Origin of the sequence: Micromonospora sp. A3M-1-15, assembly GCF_024213425.1 — a bacterium.
Taxonomy (GTDB): domain Bacteria; phylum Actinomycetota; class Actinomycetes; order Mycobacteriales; family Micromonosporaceae; genus Micromonospora; species Micromonospora chersina.
In genome coordinates, this window is record NZ_JANAVK010000007.1 from 301,168 (window position 1) to 324,756 (window position 23,589).

The 23,589-nt window shown below is 73.5% G+C and carries 22 protein-coding genes; 13 read left to right on the forward strand and 9 right to left on the reverse strand.

The annotated features are described in order from the left end of the window. The 7 genes from nuoI (at position 1) to NLX85_RS30110 (ending at position 7,991) form a co-directional block, all read left to right on the forward strand. Positions 1-642, forward strand: a complete 642-nt coding sequence (gene nuoI / locus NLX85_RS30080) for an NADH-quinone oxidoreductase subunit NuoI (protein WP_091315294.1) — start codon at positions 1-3, stop codon at positions 640-642. Continuing rightward, positions 639-1,409, forward strand: a complete 771-nt coding sequence (locus NLX85_RS30085) for an NADH-quinone oxidoreductase subunit J (RefSeq protein ID WP_254340838.1) — start codon at positions 639-641, stop codon at positions 1,407-1,409. Before nuoI ends, NLX85_RS30085 begins: the two co-directional genes overlap by 4 nt. Beyond that, positions 1,406-1,705 (forward strand): NADH-quinone oxidoreductase subunit NuoK, encoded by a 300-nt coding sequence (gene nuoK, locus NLX85_RS30090; protein WP_073834091.1) that lies wholly within the window; start codon positions 1,406-1,408, stop codon positions 1,703-1,705. Before NLX85_RS30085 ends, nuoK begins: the two co-directional genes overlap by 4 nt. 10 nt (positions 1,706-1,715) lie before the next feature. Further along, positions 1,716-3,674 carry an NADH-quinone oxidoreductase subunit L gene (gene nuoL, locus NLX85_RS30095; protein WP_254340839.1) on the forward strand — a complete coding sequence of 653 codons (1,959 nt, stop codon included), beginning with the start codon at positions 1,716-1,718 and terminating at the stop codon, positions 3,672-3,674. A gap of 64 nt (positions 3,675-3,738) precedes the next feature. Then, positions 3,739-5,271 carry an NADH-quinone oxidoreductase subunit M gene (locus NLX85_RS30100; RefSeq protein WP_189193306.1) on the forward strand — a complete coding sequence of 511 codons (1,533 nt, stop codon included), beginning with the start codon at positions 3,739-3,741 and terminating at the stop codon, positions 5,269-5,271. Continuing rightward, the gene (nuoN, locus tag NLX85_RS30105) at positions 5,268-6,821 is read left to right on the forward strand and encodes an NADH-quinone oxidoreductase subunit NuoN (protein WP_254340840.1); all 1,554 of its coding nucleotides are present in this window, start codon (positions 5,268-5,270) and stop codon (positions 6,819-6,821) included. Before NLX85_RS30100 ends, nuoN begins: the two co-directional genes overlap by 4 nt. An 87-nt stretch (positions 6,822-6,908) precedes the next feature. Beyond that, on the forward strand, positions 6,909-7,991 hold the full coding sequence (locus NLX85_RS30110; RefSeq protein ID WP_254340841.1) for a polyprenyl synthetase family protein: 1,083 nt from the start codon (positions 6,909-6,911) through the stop codon (positions 7,989-7,991). Positions 7,992-8,098: 107 nt separating this feature from the next. Here the strand turns inward: NLX85_RS30110 and NLX85_RS30115 are convergent, their stop codons facing one another. Further along, a complete protein-coding gene (locus NLX85_RS30115; RefSeq protein WP_254340842.1) occupies positions 8,099-10,018 on the reverse strand; it encodes a serine hydrolase in 1,920 nt (639 codons plus the stop codon). 100 nt (positions 10,019-10,118) lie between these two features. Further along, entirely contained in the window at positions 10,119-11,297 is a 1,179-nt protein-coding gene (locus tag NLX85_RS30120) for an MFS transporter (protein WP_254340843.1), read from the reverse strand. 154 nt (positions 11,298-11,451) lie between these two features. On the opposite strand from NLX85_RS30120, the gene NLX85_RS30125 reads away from it, so the two are divergent. Beyond that, positions 11,452-12,234 carry an IclR family transcriptional regulator gene (locus NLX85_RS30125; protein WP_148427388.1) on the forward strand — a complete coding sequence of 261 codons (783 nt, stop codon included), beginning with the start codon at positions 11,452-11,454 and terminating at the stop codon, positions 12,232-12,234. Positions 12,235-12,248: 14 nt separating this feature from the next. Here the strand turns inward: NLX85_RS30125 and sigJ are convergent, their stop codons facing one another. After that, positions 12,249-13,154 (reverse strand): RNA polymerase sigma factor SigJ, encoded by a 906-nt coding sequence (gene sigJ / locus NLX85_RS30130; RefSeq protein ID WP_254340844.1) that lies wholly within the window; start codon positions 13,152-13,154, stop codon positions 12,249-12,251. A 141-nt stretch (positions 13,155-13,295) separates the two neighbouring features. Here sigJ and wrbA point away from each other — a divergent pair, with 141 nt between their 5' ends. Beyond that, positions 13,296-13,904 carry an NAD(P)H:quinone oxidoreductase gene (gene wrbA / locus NLX85_RS30135; RefSeq protein ID WP_254340846.1) on the forward strand — a complete coding sequence of 203 codons (609 nt, stop codon included), beginning with the start codon at positions 13,296-13,298 and terminating at the stop codon, positions 13,902-13,904. Positions 13,905-13,993: 89 nt separating this feature from the next. Here the strand turns inward: wrbA and NLX85_RS30140 are convergent, their stop codons facing one another. Continuing rightward, the gene (locus tag NLX85_RS30140) at positions 13,994-16,114 is read right to left on the reverse strand and encodes a PhoX family phosphatase (protein ID WP_254340848.1); all 2,121 of its coding nucleotides are present in this window, start codon (positions 16,112-16,114) and stop codon (positions 13,994-13,996) included. Between the two features lie 221 nt (positions 16,115-16,335). Here NLX85_RS30140 and NLX85_RS30145 point away from each other — a divergent pair, with 221 nt between their 5' ends. Next, on the forward strand, positions 16,336-16,851 hold the full coding sequence (locus tag NLX85_RS30145; protein WP_187399663.1) for a sigma-70 family RNA polymerase sigma factor: 516 nt from the start codon (positions 16,336-16,338) through the stop codon (positions 16,849-16,851). Beyond that, the gene (locus NLX85_RS30150) at positions 16,848-17,573 is read left to right on the forward strand and encodes an anti-sigma factor (RefSeq protein WP_254340850.1); all 726 of its coding nucleotides are present in this window, start codon (positions 16,848-16,850) and stop codon (positions 17,571-17,573) included. Before NLX85_RS30145 ends, NLX85_RS30150 begins: the two co-directional genes overlap by 4 nt. A 6-nt stretch (positions 17,574-17,579) precedes the next feature. Here NLX85_RS30150 and rarD read toward each other — a convergent pair whose 3' ends face one another. The 4 genes from rarD to eccE all read right to left on the reverse strand — a co-directional run bounded on the left by rarD (position 17,580) and on the right by eccE (position 21,335). Next, complete coding sequence (gene rarD, locus NLX85_RS30155) at positions 17,580-18,506, reverse strand: EamA family transporter RarD (protein ID WP_254340851.1); 927 nt, start codon at positions 18,504-18,506, stop codon at positions 17,580-17,582. Next, positions 18,503-18,991, reverse strand: coding sequence for a GNAT family N-acetyltransferase (locus tag NLX85_RS30160; RefSeq protein WP_254340853.1), 489 nt, complete (start codon positions 18,989-18,991; stop codon positions 18,503-18,505). Before NLX85_RS30160 ends, rarD begins: the two co-directional genes overlap by 4 nt. Before the next feature lie 94 nt (positions 18,992-19,085). Further along, positions 19,086-19,472 (reverse strand): phage holin family protein, encoded by a 387-nt coding sequence (locus NLX85_RS30165; RefSeq protein ID WP_254340855.1) that lies wholly within the window; start codon positions 19,470-19,472, stop codon positions 19,086-19,088. Positions 19,473-19,520: 48 nt separating this feature from the next. Further along, positions 19,521-21,335, reverse strand: a complete 1,815-nt coding sequence (gene eccE / locus NLX85_RS30170) for a type VII secretion protein EccE (protein ID WP_374628630.1) — start codon at positions 21,333-21,335, stop codon at positions 19,521-19,523. Positions 21,336-21,572: 237 nt separating this feature from the next. On the opposite strand from eccE, the gene NLX85_RS30175 reads away from it, so the two are divergent. Both NLX85_RS30175 and NLX85_RS30180 read left to right on the forward strand, forming a co-directional pair. Then, positions 21,573-21,890: a WXG100 family type VII secretion target gene (locus NLX85_RS30175; protein ID WP_254340931.1), complete on the forward strand. Its 318-nt coding sequence runs from the start codon at positions 21,573-21,575 to the stop codon at positions 21,888-21,890. Positions 21,891-21,910: 20 nt separating this feature from the next. Next, positions 21,911-22,204 (forward strand): WXG100 family type VII secretion target, encoded by a 294-nt coding sequence (locus tag NLX85_RS30180; protein ID WP_091315243.1) that lies wholly within the window; start codon positions 21,911-21,913, stop codon positions 22,202-22,204. A gap of 84 nt (positions 22,205-22,288) precedes the next feature. Here the strand turns inward: NLX85_RS30180 and mycP are convergent, their stop codons facing one another. Beyond that, positions 22,289-23,494 (reverse strand): type VII secretion-associated serine protease mycosin, encoded by a 1,206-nt coding sequence (mycP, locus tag NLX85_RS30185; protein WP_254340867.1) that lies wholly within the window; start codon positions 23,492-23,494, stop codon positions 22,289-22,291. Between the last annotated feature and the right edge of the window lie 95 nt (positions 23,495-23,589).

Genomic DNA, 23,589 nt, shown 5'->3' on the forward strand with positions numbered 1-23,589 from the left:
GTGGGCGCGATCACCGGAACGTTCAAGGGCTTCGGTGTCACCTTCTCGCACATGTTCAAGAAGGTCGTCACCACCGACTACCCGTTCAAGCCGCCGGTCTCGGCGCCGCGCTACCACGGGCGGCACATCCTCAACCGGCACCCGGACGGGCTGGAGAAGTGCATCGGCTGCGAGCTGTGCGCGTGGGCCTGCCCGGCGGACGCGATCTACGTGGAGGGTGGCGACAACACCGAGGAGCAGCGCTTCTCCCCGGGTGAGCGGTACGCCAGCGTCTACCAGATCAACTACGCCCGGTGCATCTTCTGCGGGCTCTGCATCGAGGCCTGCCCGACCCGGTCGCTCACCATGAGCAACGAGTACGAGCTGGCCCGGGACAACCGGCAGGACCTGATCTTCACGAAGGAGCAGCTGCTCGCGCCGCTGCTGCCGGGCATGGAGCAGCCGCCGCACCCGATGCGGCTGGGCGACAGCGAGAAGGACTACTACGTCGGCGGGCTGACCAACCCGGGCACCTCGGCCGGCGCCGAGCGCTCGCCCATGGGCCCGGGCCGGTACCAGGTGGAGGAGCACCCCGGCGTGACCTTCCCCGGCGCCGAGCAGGCCGCGCAGCGGGCCGAGGCGGGCAAGGGAGCAGGAGCATGACCACGCAGACGGTGCTCGCCGCGGCGGGCCAGGTGTCCGGAGGTGAGGAGGTCACCTTCTGGATCCTCGCCCCGCTGGCCCTCCTCGGGGCCATCGGCATGGTCTGGGCGCGCAACGCGGTGCACTCGGCGCTCTGGCTGGTGCTGACCATGCTCTGCCTGGGCGTGTTCTACGTGCTCCAGGCCGGGCCGTTCATCGGCATGGTGCAGATCATCGTCTACACCGGCGCGATCATGATGCTGTTCCTGTTCGTGCTGATGCTGGTCGGCCGGGACGCCTCCGACTCGCTGATCGAGACGCTGCGCGGCCAGCGGGTCGCCGCGGTGGTGCTCGGGCTCGGCTTCGCCGGCCTGGTCGGCTCCGGGCTCTACCGGGCCCTGGAGGGCGTGCAGGCGGCCGGCCTCGACCGGGCGAACGCCGAGGGCAACGTGCAGGGCATCGCCCGGCTGCTCTTCACCAAGTACGTCTTCGCCTTCGAGCTGACCTCCGCGTTGCTCATCACGGCCGCGGTGGGCGCGATGGTGCTGGCGCACGTGGAGCGGCGCAAGGAGGACCGGATGGACCAGGTCGCCACCATGAAGGCCCGGTTCCGTCCCGGCAACTACCCCGGCCCGAAGCCCGGACCGGGTGTCTTCGCCACGTCGTCCTCGGTGGCCACCCCGGCCCGCCTGCCCGACGGCCGGCTGACCGACCGCAGCATCCCGGAGATCATGCCGGTGCGGGAGCTGACGGCCGAGGAAACCTCGTTGAAGGGGACGGAGAAGTGACCCCGGACTACTACCTGATCCTCGCGGCGGTGCTGTTCACCATCGGCGCCGTCGGCGTGCTGATCCGGCGCAACGCGATCGTGCTGTTCATGTGCGTCGAGCTGATGCTCAACGCGGCCAACCTGACGCTTGTCACGTTCAGCCGGATCAACGGCGACCTGAACGGCCAGATCATGGCGTTCTTCGTGATGGTGGTGGCCGCGGCCGAGGTCGTGGTCGGGCTCGCGATCATCATGTCGATCTTCCGGACCCGGCGCTCGGCGAGCGTCGACGACGCCAACCTGCTGAAGTACTGAGGGGCTCGCGGTGGAGAAGATTCTGACGTACGCCCAGGCTGAACCGGCTGGAACCGTCGCTTTCGCGACGGCGGATGGCCTCTTGGGCAGTGTCTGGCTGCTGGTGGCCATCCCGCTGGTGAGCGCGGCGATCCTGCTGCTGCTCGGCAAGCGGGCGGACCGCTGGGGCCACTGGCTGGGCGTGGCGGCCATCGGCGCCGCCTTCGTGCTCGGCCTGACCTACTTCTTCCAGCTCCGTGGCCTGGAGAACAAGCAGGTCGAGCAGAGCCTCTGGCAGTTCATCACGGTCGGCGACCTCAAGGTGGACTTCGGTCTGCTCTTCGACCCGCTGGCCGCCGTCTTCGTACTGCTGATCACCGGGGTGGGTTTCCTGATCCACCTCTACGCGGTCGAGTACATGGCGCACGACGAGGGCCGGCGACGGTTCTTCGGGTACTTCAACCTGTTCGTCGCCGCGATGCTGCTGCTGGTGCTCGGCAACAACTACGTGATGCTCTACTTCGGCTGGGAGGGCGTCGGTCTGGCGTCGTACCTGCTGATCTCCTTCTGGTACGGCCGGCCGAGCGCGGCCACCGCCGGCAAGAAGGCGTTCCTCATGAACCGGGTCGGCGACGCCGGCCTGGCCATCGGCATCTTCGTCATGTTCGCCATGCTCGGCACCACCCAGTACGACGAGGTCTTCAACGGGGTCGGCTCGCTGACCTCGACCACGGTGCTGGTGCTGGGCCTGCTGCTGCTCCTCGGCGCCACCGGCAAGTCCGGCCAGTTCCCGCTCCAGGCGTGGCTGCCGGACGCCATGGAGGGCCCGACCCCGGTCTCCGCGCTCATCCACGCGGCCACCATGGTCACCGCGGGCGTCTACCTGATCGCCCGCTCCAACCCGATCTTCTCGGCCAACCACACGCTCCAGCTCGTGGTGGTCAGCGTCGGCGCCATCACCCTGCTGATGGGCTGTCTCATCGGCGCGGCCAAGGACGACATCAAGCGGGTGCTGGCCTGGTCGACGGTGAGCCAGATCGGCTACATGTTCCTCGGCGTGGGCCTGGGTGGCGCGGCGTACGCGCTGGCCATCGTGCACCTGCTGGCGCACGGCTTCTTCAAGGCCAACATGTTCCTCGGCGCCGGCTCGGTCATGCACGGCATGAACGACCAGGTCGACATCCGCCGCTTCGGCAACCTGTCGAAGTACATGAAGGTCACCTGGCTGACCTTCATGATGGGCTGGCTGGCGATCATCGGCATGTTCCCGTTCTCCGGCTTCTTCTCCAAGGAGCCGATCATCGTGGCCGCGTTCGAGCGGGAGGGCTGGACGGCCTGGCTCTTCGGCATGGCCGCGCTGCTCGGCGCCGGGCTCACCGCGTTCTACATGACCCGGCTCTTCGTGCTCACCTTCCACGGACCGGCCCGCTGGACCGAGGACATCGAGCACCCGCACGAGTCGCCGAAGCTGATGACGATCCCGCTGGTCCTGCTGGCGATCGGCTCGGTCGCGGCGGGCTTCCTGCTCGCCACGTCGGTGCCGGACTGGCTGGAGGCGACCGCCGGCCTGGGCGGCCAGGAGGAGGGCCACGAGGCCGTCCTCGCGCACTGGCTGATCACGACGCTCTCGCTGCTGGTGACCGTGCTGGGCGCCGGGCTGGCCTGGTTCCTGTTCCGCAACGGCACGGCCACCGAGCCGCAGCCGGCCGGCGTGCTGGTCACCGCCGCCCGCCGGAACCTCTACACGGACGCCGTCAACGAGGCGGTCTTCGAGAAGCCGGGCGTCTTCCTCACCCGGGCGCTGGTCTTCCTCGACAACCGGGGCGTCGACGGGCTGGTCAACGGCCTCGCCGCCGCGGTGGGCGGGGGTTCGGGCCGGCTCCGGCGGCTGCAGACCGGTTTCGTGCGGTCGTACGCGACCTCGATCCTGACCGGCGCGCTGCTCGTGGTGGCGGCCTTCCTGGCGGTGCAGGCGGGGTGGCTGGCGTGATCGACCTCAACGCGGCCGCCCCCGCCGGCGGGCCACGCAGTCACGACGGAGGTAAGGCCGAATAATGTCCAACTTCCCGTTCCTCTCGGTGCTGACCGTGGCGCCGCTGGTCGGCGCCCTGGTCGTGGCCCTGCTGCCGCGGCGCAACCCGGACCTGGCCAAGCTGGTGGCGTTCGGCTGGTCGCTGCTGGTGCTGGTGCTCTCGGTGGTCATGTGGATCGCCTTCCAGGCCGACGGTGACCGGTTCCAGTTCCGCGAGTCCTACGCGTGGATCCCGAACTGGGGCGTCAACTTCACCTTCGAGGTGGACGGCATCGCGCTGGTCATGCTGATGCTGATCGCGATCCTGGTGCCGCTGGTGATCCTGGCGTCGTGGCACGACGCCGAGTCGTCGAAGCGCTCGGTGCCGGTCTACTTCGCGCTGCTGCTCGTCCTCGAGTGCACGATGATCGGCGTCTTCGCCGCCGCCGACGTCTTCCTGTTCTACGTGTTCTTCGAGGTCATGCTGGTGCCGATGTACTTCCTCATCGGCAGCTACGGCGGCCACCAGCGGCAGTACGCGGCGGTCAAGTTCTTCCTCTACTCCCTGGTCGGCGGCCTGTTCATGCTGGCCGCGGTGATCGGCCTCTGGGTGGTCGGCGGGAAGACCTTCGACTGGCAGGCGCTCAGCCAGGCCGAGTTCGCCACCGACACGGCCCGCTGGCTCTTCCTCGGCTTCTTCCTCGCGTTCGCGATCAAGGCGCCGTTCTTCCCGTTCCACACCTGGCTGCCGGACGCCGGTGGCGCGGCCCCGGCCGGCGCGGCCGCGCTGCTGGTCGGCGTGCTGGACAAGGTCGGCACCTTCGGGATCCTGCGATACTGCCTGCCGCTCTTCCCCGAGGCGTCGCGGTGGTTCGCCCCGTGGGCGCTGGCGCTCGGCGTGATCGGCATCATCTACGCCGCACTGCTGGCGGTCGGCCAGAACGACCTCAAGCGGCTGGTGTCGTACACCTCGATCGCCCACTTCGGGTTCATCGGGGTCGGCATCTTCGCCTTCACCACCCAGGCCGGCACCGGCGCTGTGCTCTACATGCTCAACCACGGCCTGGCCACCGGCCTGCTCTTCCTGGTGGTGGGCATGCTCATCGCCCGCCGGGGCTCGGCGCTGATCAGCGACTTCGGCGGTGCGGGCAAGCTGGTGCCGCTGCTCGCCGGGGTGCTCTTCTTCGCCGGTCTCGCCTCGCTGGCGCTGCCCGGCACCGCGCCGTTCGTCTCCGAGTTCCTGGTGCTGATCGGCACGTTCACCACGAACAAGCCGGTCGCGGTGATCGCCACACTCGGGATCATCCTGGCCGCGGCGTACGTGCTGTGGATGGTGCAGCGCACCACCCAGGGCACTCTCAACCCGGCCCTGACCGAGGTCGACGGCATGCGCCGGGACCTCAGCCTGCGCGAGAAGGTCGTGGTCGCCCCGCTGATCGCGCTGATCGTGCTGCTCGGCTTCTACCCCAAGCCGGTCACCGATGTCATCAACCCCGCCGTGAAGGCGACCATGCAGGACGTGGGTCGGACCGATCCCGCCCCGGAGGTCGGTAGCGTCCAGGAGGCCGCGAAATGACCGAGCTGAAGTTGCCGTCGATCGACTACGCGGCGCTCGCTCCCATCCTGATCATGCTGGGCGCCGCCCTGGTCGGCGTCCTGGTCGAGGCGTTCGTGCCGCGCCGCCTGCGTAACACGGTGCAGCTCGCGCTCGCTCTGGTGGCGGTGCTCGGCGCGCTGACCATGGTGATCCTGAACGCCGACGACCGGCTGATCACCGCCGGCCAGGCCATCGCCGTGGACGGGCCGACGCTCTTCCTCCAGGGCTCCATCCTGATCCTGGCCGCCATGGCGCTGCTGCTGATCGGCGAGCGCACGGTGGAGCGGGGCGGGGCCTTCGTGGCCCACGCCGCGGTCACCGCCGATTCGGCCGACGACCGGCGGCAGGCCGACGGGATGGGCGGCACCACCGAGGTGTACCCGCTGGTCACCTTCGCGATCGGCGGCATGCTGATCTTCGTGGCGGCGAACGACCTGCTGACCATGTTCATCGCGCTCGAGGTCTTCTCGCTGCCGCTCTACCTGCTCTGCGCGCTGGCCCGCCGCCGGCGGCTGCTGAGCCAGGAGGCCGCGCTGAAGTACTTCATGCTCGGCGCGTACGCCTCAGCGTTCTTCCTCTTCGGCGTGGCCCTGATCTACGGCTTCACCGCCGGGATCCCGGGCCGGGGCGCCGGCGTCGACTTCGCCACCGTGCACGCCGCGGTGTCCGAGTCCTCGTCCAGCCCGGTGCTGCTCTTCGCCGGCATGGCGCTGCTCGCCATCGGCCTGCTCTTCAAGGCCGCCGCCGCCCCGTTCCACGTCTGGACCCCGGACGTCTACCAGGGCGCGCCGACCCCGGTGACCGGCTTCATGGCCGCCTGCACCAAGGTCGCCGCGTTCGGCGCCCTGCTGCGGGTCTTCCACGTCGCCTTCGCCGGGGCCTCCTGGGACTTCACCCCGGTGCTCGGCGCGGTGGCGGTGCTGACCATGCTGGTCGGCGCGGTGCTCGCGGTCACCCAGACGGACATCAAGCGGCTGCTGGCGTACTCGTCGATCGCGAACGCGGGCTACCTGCTGGTGGGCGTGCTGGCACCCAGCAAGGAGGGGCTCTCCGGCACCATGTTCTACCTGGTCGCGTACGGCTTCTCGGTGCTCGCCGCGTTCGCCGTGGTGACCCTGGTCCGGGACGCCGACGGGGAGGCCACCCACCTGTCCCGCTGGGCCGGACTGGGCCGCCGGTCGCCGTTCTTCGCGGCGATCTTCACGTTCATCCTGCTGGCCTTCGCCGGTATCCCGCTCACCAGCGGGTTCACCAGCAAGTTCGCCGTCTTCGCCCCGGCGCTGGACGTGAACCAGGCCTGGCTGGTGATCGCCGGCGTGCTGACCAGCATGGTGCTGGCCTTCCCGTACCTGCGGGTCGTGGTGATGATGTGGCTCTCCGAGCCCGGCGACGCCACCCCGACGGTTACCGTGCCGGGCGCGCTCACCTCGGCGGCCCTGGTCATCGGCGTGCTCGCCACGCTGGTCCTGGGTGTCGCCCCGGCGCCCCTGCTCGACCTGGCCACCGGTGCCGCCGAATTCGTGCGATGACCCAGGTTCCACCCGGGGGCCGGCACGCCGAGGCGTGCCGGCCCCCGGTCCGTATCCCCCTCGCCGGGCAGGTCGAACGGGTGTGGCATGGTTGATGGCGTGGTGATTCCGGCTGGCGAGCGTTCAGGTGCCACCGGCCCGGCCGACGGTCCGGGCCCGGAGGGCACGGGTCAGTTCGGCGCGCTCGGCCTGCATCTCGCCGATCCTCGGGTCGAGGCGTCCGTGCTGGGTCTCCTGGAGCGGGTCGAGACCGACCTGCGCGCCAGTGTGGCCAGCGCCGATCCGCTCGTCAGCGAGGCGGCCCGGCACCTGGTCGAGGCCGGCGGCAAGCGGTTCCGGCCGCTGCTGGTGGCGCTGGGCGCCCAGTTCGGCGACCCGGACGCCGCCGAGGTCGTGCCCGCCGCCGTGGTGATGGAGCTCACCCACCTGGCGACGCTCTACCACGACGACGTCATGGACGAGGCGGTCGTGCGCCGAGGCGCCCCGAGCGCCAACTCCCGCTGGACCAACTCGGTGGCCATCCTGGTCGGCGACTACCTCTTCGCCCGGGCCGCGGACATCTCGGCCGAACTGGGCCCGGAGGCCGTACGCCTGCAGGCGCGCACCTTCGCCCGGCTGGTGCACGGGCAGATCGCCGAGACGGTCGGCCCGCGCGGCAGCGACCCGGTCGCGCACTACCTGCACGTGATCGCCGAGAAGACCGGTTCGCTGATCGCCACCTCGGCCCGCTTCGGCGGCATGTTCGGCGGTGCGTCCGCCGAGCACGTCGAGGCGCTGGCCGGCTACGGCGAGGTCATCGGGGTGGCCTTCCAGCTCTCCGACGACCTGCTGGACATCGCCAGCGAGTCGGTGCAGTCGGGCAAGACGCCCGGCACCGACCTGCGCGAGGGCGTGCCGACCCTGCCGGTGCTCTACGCGCTCGCCTCCGACGACTCCGACGCGGCCAGCGTCCGGCTCCGGGAGATCCTGGCGACCGGCCCGTTGGTCGACGACGCGCTGCACGCCGAGGCGCTCGGCCTGCTCCGCGAGTCGCCGGCGCTGAAGCGCGCCCGGGAGACGGTCCGCAGCTACGCGGAGGACGCCCGCGCCCACCTCGCCCCGCTCCCCGCGGGCCCGGCCCGCCGCGCCCTCGAATCCCTCTGCGACTACATCGCCGACCGCACCAGCTGACCCCCGGGCTGCCCGCCCGCCCCCACCTCCTCGGTTGATCAAGAAGTTCGCGTCCACGCCTGCCCGTTTCCAGGCGCAAACTTCTTGATCAACGACACCGGTGTGGGTCAGGCGATGGCCAGGTGGTAGGTCGCGGCCACCGCGAGGAACGTGGTGGCGGCCAGGGTGACCGCCGTGTGGAACGCGCGGCCGGTCAGGGTCCACCAGTGGTGGCGCCAGGCCGCGACCGTGCCGGCTGCGGTCAGGGCGGTGGTGCCCACGGCGGTGGTCGACAGGGCGAGCACCGTGGTCATCAGGGGTGACCCGCCGAGCAGGATGCTCTCGTTCAGCCGGTTGCCGTCGGAGAACAGCACGGCGAAGCCGGCGGTGCACCCGGCCACGAGCGCGGCGGTGACCCAGGCGGCGAGTCGTGCCGCGCCGGCCCACCGGCTCGGCGCGGGGCGCCCACGCAGCCTGCGTACCAGGCCGGCGACCGGCCAGTGGAGCAGGGCGCCGAGGAGCACCAGCAGGCTGGCGGCCAGGAGGATCTGGTGCAGCCGCGGCGACTGCCACCAGGGCAGCCGCTCGTAGGCGACGGTGGGGTTGGCGGTGCTGAACAGGGCGGTCACCCGGCCGTCGCCGTCGGCCCGGAAGCCGAGCCGGTCCTCGCCGTCGCGTTCCTGGAACAACCCGGGTCCGATCGGGGTCCACCGCTGCGTGGTCTTCCCGGGATCGGCCGACAGCGGCCCGTTGGTGGTGAGCGTGCCGTCGGGACCCGCCTCGACCGAGATCGACGACACGAGGGCGGCCGCCTTGGTCAGGTCACGGCCGGTACGGGTGACCCGGTAGTCGCCGGCGTACCGGTCGAGGCTTCCGGCCGTGCCGGCGGACGGGTCGATGTCCCGCGTACCGGGGTGGAAGCGGTCCACGAAACGCCGGACCAGCTCCTTGCTGGCGTAGGAGGCGCTGCCGTCGACGCCGTCGCCGTTGTACGCCACGAAGACGCCCACGCCCTGCTCCGGCAGGATGGCCATGTTGCTGTGGAAGCCCGGCACGTCGCCGTCCTTGGTGAGCATGCGCCGCCCGCCGCCGGGGTGCTCCTCCCAGCCGTACGCCATGCCGGGCAGGCGCGGGTCGTGGGTGAACTGCGGGGCCACCGACTGGGCCAGCGCCTCCGGCCCGAGCAGGCGCGGGCCGGCGCCGCCGCCCAGTTGGGCGCGGAGGAAGCGGCCCATGTCCGTCGCGGTCGCCACCACACCGGCGCCCGCGGGCGTCATGGGGCCGTACTGGCCGCGGGCGAGCGCCTGCCCGCCGCCGTCGGGTCGGTAGCCGCGGGCCAGGGTGGCGTCGATCGCGGCCGGGTGCGGCTGGGCGGCGCTGGACCCGGACATGGCCAGCGGTCGCAGGACGTGCTCCGCCACGTAGCGGTCGAACGGCTGCCCGGAGACCACCTGCACGAGATACCCGGCGAGGGCGAAGCCGTAGTTGTCGTAGGAGGCGAGCGTGCCCGGCGGGCGGACCCGGTCGGGCTGGTGCCCGGCCAGGTAGGCGGCCAGCGACGGGGCGTCGGCCGGGTGCTCCACCGCGGCGCCGAGGATCTGGTCGGCGAAGCCGGACGTGTGGGTGAGCAGGTGAGCCAGGGTGACCGGACGGCCGGGCCAGCTGTCGCGGATCGTGAAGTCGGTGAGGTAGCGGTTCACGTCCGCGTGCAGGTCCAGCCTGCCCTGCTCGACCAGTTGCAGGACCGCCGTGGCCGTCCACACCTTCGTGGTCGAGGCGATGAAGAACCCGGTGCGGTCCGCGTCCACCGAGGTCCGGGCATCCACGTCGGCGAGGCCGTACCCCTTGGCGAACACCTGCCGGCCGCCGGCCACGACCACCACCGCCGCACCGGGAATCCGGTGCCGCGCCAGCTGCGCCGGTATCACCCCGTCCAGGAACGCCGCGTAGTCGGGAGCGGGTGCGGCCGGGGCCGGGGCCGGGACCGCGAGAGCGGCGAGCAGTGCCACGGCGAGCGCGAGCACCAGGCGCATGACTGGTTTGATCATGCGTACGACGCTAGGGAGCGGCGGGACCGGTCTCGATCCGGCGAGCCTCCGACTTCGGCCGGGGGTCAGCCCTACCGATCGGGTCGCGGCCGCACCACCATCAGGGGCGGGACAGCAGCCGGCTGCCGACGAGCATGCACAGGGCGGCCAGGAGCATGGCGCCCGCCGCGGTGCCCCACATCGCCGGGTAGCCGGCCAGGTCGGCGATCGCGCCCAGGCCGAGCGGGCCGACGCAGCCGCCCGCGTACACCCCGGTCTGGGTGATCGAGGTGGCGGCGGCCGGGGCCTGCGGGTGGAGCCGGACCACCGCGAAGTTCATGAGCCCGGGCCAGGCCCAGCCGAGGCCGAAGCCGAGCACCACGCCGGCCACCAGCGGCACCGGGCCGGACACCGCGAGCAGGGCCAGCCCCACCGCGCCCACCACCAGCATCCCGGCGATCAGCGCGACGTGGCCGGTCTCCCGGCGGTCGGCCAGCCAGCCGACGCCCACCCGGGCCGCCACGCACACCGCGCTGCCCAGGGTGAGGGTGAGGCCGGCCAGCGCCGGGGACAGCCCCCGGCCGGCCGCCGAGTCGACCACGAAGGTGCCCAGCGCGTTCGCCGCGGCGGCCGCCAGGGTGGCCGCCACGCCGACCACCACGAGGGCCGTCGTGGCCCGGCCCGCCGGGCCGGTGGCGGCGCGCCGGACCCGGTCCCGCTCCGCCGGCGGTACGGCGGGCAGCGCGGCCAGCGCCGCGAGGGCGGCCACCACGAACGCCCAGCGCCAGCCGACGGTCAGCGCCACGGTCGGCACTGCCGCGCCGGCCAGCAGGGTGGAGACCGGGATGGCGGCCTGCTTCAGCCCGAAGGAGAGCCCCTGCCGGTGGGCGGGCACGTGCCGGGCCAGCGCCGCGTTGCTGGCGAGCTGGCCGAGGGCGTTGGCGGCGGCGCTGAGCGCGAGCAGGACCACGAGCACCGGGTACGACCGCGCCAGCCCCGCCACGGCCAGCAGCGAGCCGGCGGAGAGGAGGATGCCGGCGCGGGCCACCACGGCCGGCCCGTAGCGCTCCACCAGGGTGCCGGAGGGGACCGAGGCGAGGGCGCTGACGCCGAAGTAGACCGAGACGGCCAGGCCGAGCCGGGCGGGGGTGAAGTCGAGGTCGTCGCCCATCTGCACGGCGAGCCCGCCGACCAGGAAGACGGGCAGGACGCAGGCGATCGTGGTGGCGATCGCGCCCGCGTTGATCCGGACGGTACGCCGGGGCGCGGGTGGAGCGGGATGCGACAAGGTTTCGGTCATGGCCCGCCCAACCTACGCCGATCACGTTTTGGCAGCTGATCGTGTCTGTCGGTGCACGGTCCGTGCCCGGTGATCTGGCATCCTCGATCCGAACAGGCATTTCGCACTCGGCCTGTTTTTCATATGGTGTAAGTCCCCGGCGGCGGAGGTGGTTGTGCGTGACCCCTTGGCGGAACCTTCGGACCTGATCCGAAGTGTCTCCCGCGCGCTACGAGTGCTCGAGTCGGTCGGCCGTGCGCCGAAAGGGCTCACCGTCAAGCAGATCGCCCGCCGCTGCGAGCTGACCGTCGCCACCACCTACCACCTGGTGCGCACGCTGGCCTACGAGGGCTACGTGATCCGCCGGGAGGACGGCACGTACATCGTCGGGCTGGAGGTCGCCGACCGCTACCGCGAGCTGGTCACCGCCTTCCGCGGGCCGCCGCCGGTCGGGGAGGCACTGCGGCGGGCCGCTGCGGACACCGGCTGGAGCCACTACCTGGGCCGCTTCGTGGGCGGTCAGGTGGCGGTCACGGCGGTCGCCGAGGGTCCGCGCTCGCCGTACCTGGAGGACCTGGTGCCGGGCTTCGACGAGGGGGCGCACGCCACCGCGCTCGGCAAGAGCCTGCTGGCCACCCTCACCGCCGAGCAGCGCTTCCGCTACCTGCGGGAATACGGCATGCGCCCGTTCACCGGCGCCACCCTCACCACGGTCGAGGCGTTCGAGGCCGACCTGGCCGCCGGCGACCGGCGCGGCATGCAGCTGGAGCTGGGGCAGTTCCGGCAGGGGGTGGCGTGCGCGGCCGTGCTGGTCACTCCCGACAAGGACATCGAGCGCCGGGTGGTGCTGGCCTGCGCGCTGCCGGCCAGCGAGATGATGACCTCCGCCCGGGTGGTCCGGGCCAAGCTGCTCACCGTGGCCCGCGCGGTCGCCGACGGGATCGCCGCCGACGCCTGAGACCCCGGTGGCCGTCAGCCGGCCGTCCAGGGGTGGAGCTTCTCGGGGTTGAGCACCGCCCAGATGTGCGCGATGCGGTCGCCGGTGACCGCGAACGCCATCACCGACACGGTGACGCCGTCCTGCTGGGCCACCAGGCCCGGCTGGCCGTTGACCGTCCGCTCCACGAGCGTCATGCCGGGCGCCGCGGCGGGCCGGTCGGCGAAGAAGCGGGCGACCTGCTCGGCGCCCTCGACCGGGTGGGGCGCGGCGGTGACGAGTCCACCGCCGTCGCCGGTGGCCGTGGCGTCGGGGGCCAGCAGGCCGATGAGGGCGTCGATGTCCCCGGCCTCCCACGCCTCCTTGAAGGCTCGGACGACGTCGGCGCGCCGGGCCGCCGGGACCGCGCCCGGGCGCGCGGTGCGCACGCGCCGGCGGGCCGAGGTGGCCAGCTGGCGGCAGGCCGCCGGGCTCCGGCCGACGATCTCGGCCACCTCGGCGAAGGGGTAGCGGAAGACGTCGTGCAGGACGAACGCGACGCGTTCGGCCGGGGTCATCGCGTCGAGCACGACGAGGAAGGCCATGTTGACCGACTCGTCGAGGGTGACCCGGTCGGCCGGGTCGGCGCCCGGCCGCGCGCCGGTCCACTCCGTACGGTCGGGCAGCGGCTCCGGGATCCATTCGCCCACGTAGCGCTCGCGCCTGACCCGGGCCGAGCCGAGCAGGTCGAGGCAGACCCGGCTGGCGACGGTCGTCAGCCAGGCGCCAGGGGAGTCCACGGCCTCCCGCTGCGCCGGGGACATGGCGTACCAGCGGGCGCAGGTCTCCTGGACGACGTCCTCGGCGTCGGCCAGGGAGCCGAGCAGCCGGTACGCGAGGTTGGTCAGTCGACGGCGCTCGCTCAGGATCACGCTCAGGCCCGGGTCGGGCGGGTGGGTCATGGTGTCACCGGCTTCCTCGGACGTGCTGCCTCACCCCTGACGACGAACCGTGGTCCCGGACTGTGAGGTCGGCACTCCACCTCACATCCCGCCGGGCCGTTCCGTCGTACCGGGCAGAGCCGCACCGGAAGGAAGCCGACCATGGAACCCGTGCACGTCGCGATCATCTACTACAGCGCCACCGGCACCATCCACACCCTGGCACAGGCCGCCGTCGAGGGCGCGGAGAAGGCCGGCGCCGACGTACGGCTGCGCAGGGTCGCCGAAACGGCGCCGCCGGAGGCGGTCGGTGCCAGGCCGGAGTGGGAGCGGCACCTCCAGGACACCGCCGGCGTCGCCGAGGCCGGCCACGACGACCTGGAGTGGGCCGACGCGGTGCTGTTCGGCACCCCGACCCGCTTCGGCAACCCGGCCAGCCAGCTCAGGGCGTTCATCGACACCACCGGCCCGCTGTGGTTCCAGGGCCGGCTCGCGGACAAGGTCTACTCGGCCTTCACCGCCTCCAACACGGCTCACGGCGGGCAGGAGTCCACCCTCCTGGCGCTGGGCAACACCTTCTACCACTGGGGCGGCATCATCGTGCCCCCCGGCTATACCGACCCCGTCCAGTTCCGGTCCGGCAACCCCTACGGCACCTCCCACGTGGCCGGCGACGGGCCGCCCGGGGAGGTGGCCCTTGAGGCGGCCCGCCACCAGGCCCGCCGCGTCGTCGGCACGGCGGCGGCCCTCAAGGCCGGCCGCGCCGCCTGATCCCGCGTCGGGTACGCGCGAAGGGCCCCTCCCCGGCAGGGGAAGGGGCCCTTCACCGGCGGTCCAGCGCCGGACCGCCAGGGGGAACGTCAGCTGCCGACCGGGCCGCTGTCCAGGCGCCAGGTGACCACCACGCCGGGCTTGGCGAAGTCGCCGTCCGGCCAGGTCGAGGCCGGGTTCTCCACCGACGCGCCGGTGATCTCGCCCGGGTGCTGCACGGCCACGAAGACCGACCGGTTGTCCTTCGTGATGAACGGGCCACAGGTCTCCGCGCCGAGCGGCACGGTGAGGAACTGCTTCAGGTGGCCCCGCTCCGGACCCTCGACGGCGGTGGCGAAGAGGCCGTCGTTGCTGCCCAGCGCGTTGCCGTCGGTCGAGATCCACAGGTTGCCGGTGGCGTCGAAGGCGACGTTGTCCGGGCAGGAGATCGGAGAGACCCTGGTCTTGTCGTACCCGGCGAAGTGGGTGGCCGGGTCCGCCGGGTCGCCGCAGACGATCGGCAGCGACCAGGCGAAGGTCTCGGCGGTGTTGTCGCCCCGGTCCTCGACCAGCTCCAGGATCTGCCCGTGCTTGTTGAGGTTGCGCGGGTTCGCCTCGTCGGCCGCCGCCTTGCCGGCCTTGCCGCGGTCGGTGTTGTTGGTCAGCGCCACGTAGACCTTGCCGGTGAGCTGGCTCGGCTCGACGTCCTCGGGACGGTCCATCTTGGTGGCGCCGACCTTGTCCCCGGCGAGGCGGGTGAAGGTCAGCACGTCGGCGGCGGTCATCCCGTCGACGTACGAGCGGTTGCCGCTCACCAGCTTGATCCAGCGACCCCGGCCGTCGAACGCCCCGTCCGAGGGGAGCTTGCCGGTGCCGTCGATCTCGGCGGCGCTGTTCCCCTCCAGGGCGGCCACGTAGAGCGTGCCGGACTCCAGCAGGGTCAGGTTGTGCTTGCGGGCCACCCACGAGTTGCCCGGCATGAACTTCTTGTCCGAGACGAACTTGTAGAGGTAGTCGAAGCGCTCGTCGTCGCCCATGTACGCGACCACGCGCCCGTCCCTGGCGACGATCACGTTGGCGCCCTCGTGCTTGACCCGGCCGAGCGCGGTGTGCTTGCGCGGGCGGCTCTCCGGGTCGAACGGGTCGATCTCGACGACCCAGCCGTAGCGGTGCGCCTCGTTCGGGTGCTTCGCCAGGTCGAAGCGCTCGTCGGCGCGCTCCCACTTGCGGCTGCCGCTCGGGTAGCGCACGTCGGTCGGGATGCCGTAGCGGGCCAGCTTCGGCTTCAGCTCCTCGGGCGCGCCGTCGCCGCCGACGAAGTACTGGTTGAAGTTCTCCTCGCCGGAGAGCACCGTGCCCCACGGGGTGACCCCGCCGGCGCAGTTGTTCAGCGTGCCGACCACCGTACGGCCCTTCGGGTCGGCTGCCGTGCGCAGCCAGGCCGAGCCGGCGGCCGGGCCGGTCAGCTCGAACTTCGTGGCCAGCGCGGTGACCCGCCGGTTGTACTGCCGGCGGCCGCTGCGCACCGGCCGCCACTGCCCGGTGGCGTCGACCCGCTCCAGTTCCACCACGGACATGCCGTGCGCGGCCATGGCCACCCGCACCTGCTCCACCGACAGCGCGTCCTGGCCGGTGAAGCCGGGGAACATCAGGTCCTCGTTGGTGTACTCGTGGTTGACCACGAGCAGCGCCCGCCTGCGGTCGATCGGCAGCACCCCGACGAAGTCGTTGTTGTAACCGAACTGCTTCGCCTGCGCGGCGGCGGTCTGCGCGTGCACGTCGAACGCGGGCGCGCCCGGCACCACCGGGTCACCCCACTTGATCACCACGGCGTGGTCGTACCCGTTGGGCACGACCAGGCTGTCCAGCTTGTTCGGCGGGATCGGCCTGAAGGTCAGCGCGCCGCTGCCCACCCCGCCGGCCGGTGCGGCCGCCTCGCCCGCGCCCGGAACGGCCGGGGCGGCGGGTGCGGCGGCGGCCGGGGCCGCGCCGGCGAGGGCACCGGCCACGGCGCCGCCGAAGCCGAGCACGAGGGCGCCGGCGGCGCCGGCCCGCACCACGCCACGCCGGGAGACCTCGGCGTCGACCAGGTCCCCGAAGTACGGGTTGTCGGAGCGGTTCGGCACCGGGTGGTCGCAGGCGTTGCCGCACCGGTACTGGCAGGTCATGGCGTCCCGTGCGCCGTGGCGGGTGGCGCCCAGCAGCGGGAGCAGCCGAGGACGGTCGCTCATGGGGTGGAGCCTCCTGATCGGACGTCGGTGGCGCGGCCGGAGCGCCCGGTCGCGCGTACGGGCCGGACGCTGCCAGGGCCCGGTGAGCGGGCACCGGCGGGCGCGTGAACCGGACGTGAACACCTACCGTGTGACCTGCGGCTGAACCGATCGGCGTCACGGCACGTATCAAGGGGCGGACGCATCGCCGGTCTCCCCGCCGCCGGAAGCGAGGTACCGCCATCAGTGACCACGACGCCCAACTGCTGCGCGCGCTGCACGACGAGCATGCCGACGCGCTCTTCGCGCACGCCCTCCGGCTGGTCAACGGCGACCGCACGCGCGCCGAGGACCTGGTGCAGGAGACCCTGCTCCGGGCCTGGCGGCATCCCGAGTCGCTGGACCCGCGGCGCGGCTCGGTCCGCGCCTGGCTCTTCACCACCGCCCGGAACCTGGCCATCGACGCCTGGCGCCGGCGGTCCACCCGCGTCGGCGAGGTCTACACCGACGAGCTGCCCGAACCCGCCGAGACGGTCGACGAGACGGAGCGCGCGGTGGAGGCGTGGACCGTGGCCGAAGCGCTGAACCGGCTCAGCCCGACCCACCGGGAGGTGCTCGTGGAGTGCTTCTACCAGGGGCGGTCGGTGGCGGAGGCGGCCGCCCGGCTCGGGGTGCCGCCGGGCACGGTGAAGTCGCGCACGCACTACGCGCTGCGCTCACTACGGTTGGCGCTGGCCGAGATGGGGGTGACCGGATGACCCGCTGCGAGTTCGCGCACGACGACGGCGCGTACGTGCTGGGCGCCCTCGCCCCCGCCGACCGGGCGGCCTACGAGCGGCACCTGGCCGGCTGCGCGTCCTGCCGGGAGGCGGTCGCCGAGATCGCCGTGCTGCCCGGCCTGCTGGGCCGGCTCGACCCGGCGGGGTTGGAGCAGTTTCTGCCGTCCGCCGCGGAGACCTCCCGGGTGCCCGCGCTGCTCGACGCCGCGCGGGAGCGCCGGCGCCGCGAGCGGTCCCGGTCCCGGCGACGGTACGCGCTGACCGCGCTCGCTGCGGCCGCCCTCGCCGTGCTGGCCGGGGTCGGGGTGTCCCTGGTCCGCCCGCCGGCCGCCCGGCCGCCGACGGCCACCGGTCCGACGGCGACGGCGAGCGCGACGGCACAGGTGCCCATGACGGCCATGCGGCCGGTCGACGGCCCGGTGCCGCTGCACGCCGAGGTCGCCCTGACCGACAAGAGGTGGGGAACCGAGGTCACCGTGCGCTGCGGGTACGACCAGCGTGCCGGCCACCGCGAGGCGTACACCTTCCGGCTGGTGGCGCACGGCCCGGACGGCGCGACGGAGCAGGTCGGCACGTGGCTGGCCGCCCCCGGCGACAACGTCCGGGTGGTCGGCGCCACCCACTTCACCCACGGCGAGCTGGTCCGCCTCGAACTGGTCCGCGCCGACGGCACCCCGGTCCTCGCCTACGACGCCCGCTGAGGGCGGTCAGCGGGTGCCGGCGGGCACCGGGGTGGCGGCCGCCCGCGCCGCGGCGCGGGTCCGGCGGGTGTGCCGGAGGGCGTCGACGGTGAACACCACGAGGGCGACCCAGACCAGGGCGAACCCGGCCAGCCGGGCCGGCGGCATCGGCTCGTGGAAGACCAGCACGCCGCAGCCGAGCTGGAGGATCGGCGCCAGGTACTGCAACATGCCCAGCCCGGTCAGCGGCAGCCGGTTGGCCGCCCCGGCGAAGAGCAGCAGCGGGATGGCGGTGGCCGCGCCGGCCAGCACCAGCAGCGCGGTGTGCCCGGCGGAGCCGTGCCCGAACGTGGCCTCCCCCTGCCGGGCCAGCCAGCCGAGGTAGGCCAGGGCGGGCAGGGCCAGCACCGCCGACTCGACGAAGAGCCCCTCCGCGGCGGGCAGCCCGAGCCGCTTCTTGACCAGCCCGTACCCGGCGAAGCTGAAGGCCAGCGTGAGGGCCAGCCAGGGCAGCCGGCCGTAGTCGACGGTCAGCACCGCCACGGCGAGGCCACCCACACCGAGCGCCGCCCACTGCGCCGGGCGCAGCCGCTCGCGCAGCACGAAGACCCCGATCAGCACCACGACCAGCGGGTTGATGAAGTAGCCGAGGGCGGTCTCCACCACCCGGTCGGAGTTCACCCCGTAGATGTAGGTGCCCCAGTTGACCGCGATGAGCGCGGCGGCGGCCGCGATGGCGGCCAGCGCCCGGGGCCGCCGGGCCAGCGCCCGCAGGAAGCCGACGTTGCGCATGGCGGCCAGCAGCAGCGCCACGAAGACCACCGACCAGACGATCCGGTGCGCGAGGATCTCCACCGGCCCGGCCGGGCGGAGCAGCTTCAGGTAGATCGGGAAGAAACCCCAGAGCAGGTACGCGCCGAAGCCGTAGAGGTAGCCGAGACGGGTCTGGTTCACGCCTCCACCGTAAGTGGTGAAACGGCCCTTTGCTCCTTTCCGGTGAGCTGGGTCACCGGCGCTGCCCACTTCATCCACCGATCCGGCTCGACCGGGGCGAAGCCGACCTTGGCGTACACCCCGTGCGCGTCTTCGGTCGCCAGCACGATCCGGCGTACACCCATCTCGGCCAGGTGGTCGCGGGCCGCGCCGGCCAGCCACGTGCCCAGCCCCCGGCCCCGCTCGGCCCGGTCGACGTAGACGTCGCAGAGCCAGGCGAAGGTCGCCCGGTCGGTGACCACCCGCGCCACCGCCACCTGCCGCCCGTCACCGGGCCGGTAGACGCCGAAGCCGATGGACCCGGCGAACGCCCGCCCCACCGTGTCCCGGTCCCGCCCGAGCGCCCAGTAGGCGTCGGTGGAGAGCCAGTGGTGCACCCGGTCCAGGTCGAGCCGGTCCGGATCGGTGCTGAGCAGGTAGCCGTCGGGGCGGGTCAGGGTGAACACCCCTCGACCCTAGTTGCGGCCCGACCCGGCCTCGCCAGCCAATTCCCGCCCACTGGCCTCGGCCGGCGGGCGGGAATCGGCGGGTGGTGCGGGCTCAGTCGCGGTCGAGGACGGCGCCGAGGATCCAGGTGACGATGCCGACGAAGAGCGCGCCCAGCACCGCGGCCGGCCAGAAGCCGTCCACGTGGAACGGCAGCCCGGCCTCACCGGCGATCCAGCTGGTGAGCAGGAAGAGCAGGCCGTTGACGACCAGCGCGATCAGGCCGAGGGTCAACAGGTAGAAGCCGCAGCCGACGGTCTTGATGATCGGCTGGAGCACCGCGTTGACCACGCCGAAGATCACCGCGACGAGGACCAGCGTGGTCACCGTCTCGGTGGCCGAATCCGAGTCCAGCGTGATGCCCGGGATGAGCAGCGTGGCCAACCAGAAGGCCACCGCAGTGGTGGCCAGCCGGATCAGGAGACCCTTCAGAAAATCCATGGCCGGGATCGTGCCACGCCGCGTCGACTGGCGGAACCCGTGATCGGCTCAGTGCCGGGCCGGGCGACCGACCAGTTGCGACTCGATGGGCGTCGGCGAGAGCAGCGCCCAGCGCAACGCCCGCCGGTTCACCACCGCCACCATGTCGTCGCGGATCCGGGTCAGCCACTCCGCCGAGCCGCCCAGACCGAGCGCCGCGCCGGCCAGCGCCGCCTCGCCCGGGTCGAGCGGTTGCAGGATCGCCAGGTCCGCGCGGGCCAGCGCGCCCGTGTCGGCCGGGGTCAGCTCGTCCCGGACCACCAGCACGGACTGCCAGGCCGCCGCCGGACCGACCTCCGGCGGCACCGGGCCGGCGTCGACCACCAGCAGCAACGGGTGCAGCGGCGACCCGGGCGCGCCGCCGACCGGCCGCCCCGGAGGGACCAGCGGCACCGCGCCGCCCGGTGCGCCCACCCCGCGGACGAACGGCTCCCAGACCCGGGGCCGGGTCGTCTGCACCGCCACCCGGGCGCCGAGCGCCAGCGCCCGCAGGACCAGCAGCTGGGCCGCGCGGACCCCACCGACCAGCAGCAGGCGGGTCGTCGTGGGGCGGAACAGGCGTACGGCCACGGCGCCCCCGTGCCGGTTGGCGCCCACCATCAGACCGGACTCGCCCAGAGTCAGCTCCAGGGCGGCCAACTCGGGCCCGACCGGGGAGACGGTCCGGGCCACCGCCAGCGGCAGGGTGGCCGCCAGCCCGGCCAGGTGCTCGCCGTCCAACCGGCGCAGCTGCCCGCCGAGATCCCCGGCGAGCCGGCGCAGTGCCCGCTCGGCCACCGCCAGTTCCGCTGACGTGCGGGCGGCCACGCGTACGGTCAGCTCGGCCGGCGTGGGCGCGGCGTCTGCGCCGGCGCGCGGGCCAACGCAGAGCGAGACGGTGGTGGCGGTGGCCGGCAGCGCCAGCAGCCGGGGCACCAGCCGCCGCGCCGCGTCGGTGCGCGGATCCGGCCAGCGGCACAGCCGCCAGGTGGTCTGCGGCAGCCCGCCCACGGTCACCGCCGGCCAGCTCTCCCGGACCGGCGCCCCGGCGTCGTGGTGGGCCAGCTCGGCCACCACCCGCAGCGCCGCCGGACCGCCGAGCGGGCGACCGGAGAGCGGGCCGAGCCGGCGCACGATCCGCCGGACCGTGCCGGACAGGGCGCGGCGCAGCTCCTCGTCCGACCAGCCGTCCGCCCGGAGCACCCGGACGGCCAGCACCGCCCGGGCCCGCCCCGCGAGCCGCCCGTCGGTGAGCTGGCGGTACGACGTGCCGGCCGTGCCCGCCCCGGCGGTGGGCGCCGGCGCGGGCGCGGGCGACGCGGAGCACAGCAGCTGGATCCGGACCGGTGGGCTCTCCGGCCCGGGCGGGGGCAGCAGGCCGAGCGGCGACGGCAGCTCCCGCGGGCCCTCGCCGAGCAGGTCGTCCGGGTCGCCGATCTCCAGCAGCGCGGTCATCCCGGCGGCGTCCTCCAGCACCGCCGCCGGGCCGCCGGCCAGCTCCGCCGCGCGCACCGCCGCCCCGGGGTGGGCCAGCTCCAGCAGCGCCGCCGGCCCGGAGGCCGCCGGCAGGCCGCGCCGCCGGGTCAGGTGCGCCGCGCCGACGGCGAGCCACTCGAAGAGCCAGCGGCCCCGGAACCGGACCCAGGTGGCGGGGAGCAGGACCGCCGCCAGCAGCAGGGCCGCCGCGGTCACCGGGACGCCCCGGCCCACGGCCGCGACCACCGCCGCCACCGCGACCTGCGCGGCCACCACCTGCCCGGCGCGAAGAGACGGAGCCGGGCGCAGTGTCCACTGTGGCGACGGGGCGGGTGCGGGAGCCGATCGGCCGGTCGTGGTCGCGGTCACCGCACCTCCTCCGCCTGTTCGCCGGGTGACGCCGTCGTGGCTCATCGTAGAGCTTCGTTGTCCACAGGGGAGCCCGAGGGGGTAGCAGAACCGGAGTCGGACGGCTACCGTCAGCGACGAGTTCCGTCGAGCGCGCTGGCCGTCCCCTTTCCCCCTTCTCCGGCGGCGCGCTCCGGCGAGTCCACGGTGGTCGCTCCGGCGACCAGCCACGACCGAGGAGACGAGGTGACGTCCGGGGTGTCCCAGACCCAGGCAGAAGCCGCGGTGATGCAGCAGACCGCCGCGAAGTTCGAGCAGGTCGACCAGTCGCTGCAGACCATGCTGAGCGGCCTCATGGCCGAGCTGGAGGTGTTGCAGCAGGCCTGGCGGGGCGCCGGTGGGCGCTCCTTCGGGCAGGTCAAGCAGCAGTGGGCGCAGGATCAGGCGGCCCTGCAGCGGGCGCTGCGGGAGACCGCGACCGCGATCCGCACCGCCGGCCGGCAGTACGACGTGTCCGACACCGAGGCCGCCGGCCGGGTGGCGGGCACCAACCGCGGCATCCAGCTGCCACTCTGACGCACGGGAAGGACCGATCGATGGACCACGGTGTGCTGGTCGTCAACTTCGCCGCCCTGCAACAGGCCGGCGCGGACATCCAGAGGGCGCTGACCACCCTCGAAAGCCAGCTCGGGCAGCTCGAACGCGACGCCGCCCCGCTGGTGACGAGCTGGTCCGGCGAGGCGCGCGAGGCGTACGAGCAGCGGCAGGCCCGCTGGCGGGCCGCGTCGCAGGACCTCCAGGCCATGCTGCGCGACATCAAGCTGGCCGTGGAGGACTCCGCGGCCGACTACCTCGACACCGAGAAGCGCAACGTCAACCTGTTCCAGTGACCGCCGGCGGGCGGCACGGGCGCTCCCGCCCGTGCCGCCCGCCGCCGTGTCAGTCCCCGCGGGGTGGCGTCGATGCCGGCCGGGTCAGGCCGGGCCGGCGGGGTGCCAGCGGCGGCGCGCCCCGCGGGGCAGCACCACGGCCAGCAGCACCACCACGAGGGCGGCGGCCCCGGCCGCGCCGGCCACCAGCAGCGCCCGGTCCCGGGCCGTCGTCCGGCGCGCCTGCCGCGCCAGCTCCGCGGCGTCCGGCCGGTCGACCGGGAGCGCCGCCGCGGTTCCCCGGCCGGCGGCCGGCCCACTCGTCGACTCGGTCACCGCGCGATACGGGTTCAGCACGCCCGCGCCGTAGCCGTCCGCCCGTCCCGGGGCCGGGTCGGCGCTCGCCACGATCCGCCGGGCGACCTCGGCCGCGTCCAGTTCGGGGCGGTACTGCCTGAGCAGCGCCGCCGTGCCGGCCACGAAGGGCGCCGCGTAACTCGTCCCCTCCGCCCGGTGGTGGCCCTGCCGGGGCGCCGCCATGAGCACGTCGCTGCCCGGGGCGACCAGGTCGACGTACGGGCCGGTCTGGGAGAAGGCGGCGCGGGTGCCGTCCGCCCCGATCGCGCCCACCCCGAGCACCCCGTCGTACGCGGCCGGGTACGGGCGGGGATCGCCACTGTCGTGGAGGTTGCCGGCGGCGGCCACCACCACGACGTCCCGCCGGACCGCGTAGGCGATCGCGGTGCGCACGGCGGGGTCGTCCGCGTACAGCACGACCGAGAGGTTGACCACGTCGGCGTCGTGGTTCACCGCCCACCGGATGGCCCGCGCGAAGTCGGCCGCGCCGACCGTACGCCCCGACTCCCGCCCGTCGACCACCTGCTGTTCGCTGACGCGTACCGGCAGGATGCGCGCGTCCGGCGCGAGCCCGCGGAAGGCCACACCCGGCCGGGGCGCGGCGGCGATGATGCTCGCCACGCCGGTGCCGTGCCCCGCGCAGTCCCGGGTGCCGTCGCCGCCCGGGTCGAGGAAGTCGACCCCGTCGAGCACCCGGCCGGCCAACTGCGGGTGGGACCGGTCGACCCCGGAGTCGACCACCGCGACCACCACCCCGGCGCCGGTGGCGAGGGGAGCGAGCCGGTCCGGCGCGTACCGTTGCTGGGGCCAGGGCTGCTCCGCGACGGGGCGGGCCGGCGCGGGCGGCGCGGCGCAGGCCGACGGCGCCCGGGCCGCCGCCGGGGCGGCCGGAAACCCGGCGACCAGGAGGGTCGCCAGAACGGCCAGGGCCGGGCGCGCGGTGGGCCGGGACATCGACGGCCTCCGTATCGTGTCGACTCCGGAACGGGATGTTAGCGCCTCGCCGACGGCCCGGCCGACCGTCGATGGCCAGGCATTGTGATCTTGTT

Coding starts and splice junctions, on each gene's coding strand:
- nuoN (WP_254340840.1), top strand. CDS start 5,268: ATGACCGAGCTGAAGTTGCCGTCGATCGACTACGCGGCGCTCGCTCCC.
- NLX85_RS30110 (WP_254340841.1), top strand. CDS start 6,909: ATGGTTGATGGCGTGGTGATTCCGGCTGGCGAGCGTTCAGGTGCCACC.
- sigJ (WP_254340844.1), bottom strand. CDS start 13,154: ATGACCCACCCGCCCGACCCGGGCCTGAGCGTGATCCTGAGCGAGCGC.
- NLX85_RS30140 (WP_254340848.1), bottom strand. CDS start 16,114: ATGAGCGACCGTCCTCGGCTGCTCCCGCTGCTGGGCGCCACCCGCCAC.
- NLX85_RS30100 (WP_189193306.1), top strand. CDS start 3,739: ATGTCCAACTTCCCGTTCCTCTCGGTGCTGACCGTGGCGCCGCTGGTC.
- mycP (WP_254340867.1), bottom strand. CDS start 23,494: ATGTCCCGGCCCACCGCGCGCCCGGCCCTGGCCGTTCTGGCGACCCTC.
- NLX85_RS30150 (WP_254340850.1), top strand. CDS start 16,848: ATGACCCGCTGCGAGTTCGCGCACGACGACGGCGCGTACGTGCTGGGC.
- wrbA (WP_254340846.1), top strand. CDS start 13,296: ATGGAACCCGTGCACGTCGCGATCATCTACTACAGCGCCACCGGCACC.
- NLX85_RS30115 (WP_254340842.1), bottom strand. CDS start 10,018: ATGATCAAACCAGTCATGCGCCTGGTGCTCGCGCTCGCCGTGGCACTG.
- NLX85_RS30165 (WP_254340855.1), bottom strand. CDS start 19,472: ATGGATTTTCTGAAGGGTCTCCTGATCCGGCTGGCCACCACTGCGGTG.
- NLX85_RS30180 (WP_091315243.1), top strand. CDS start 21,911: ATGGACCACGGTGTGCTGGTCGTCAACTTCGCCGCCCTGCAACAGGCC.
- NLX85_RS30120 (WP_254340843.1), bottom strand. CDS start 11,297: ATGACCGAAACCTTGTCGCATCCCGCTCCACCCGCGCCCCGGCGTACC.
- NLX85_RS30085 (WP_254340838.1), top strand. CDS start 639: ATGACCACGCAGACGGTGCTCGCCGCGGCGGGCCAGGTGTCCGGAGGT.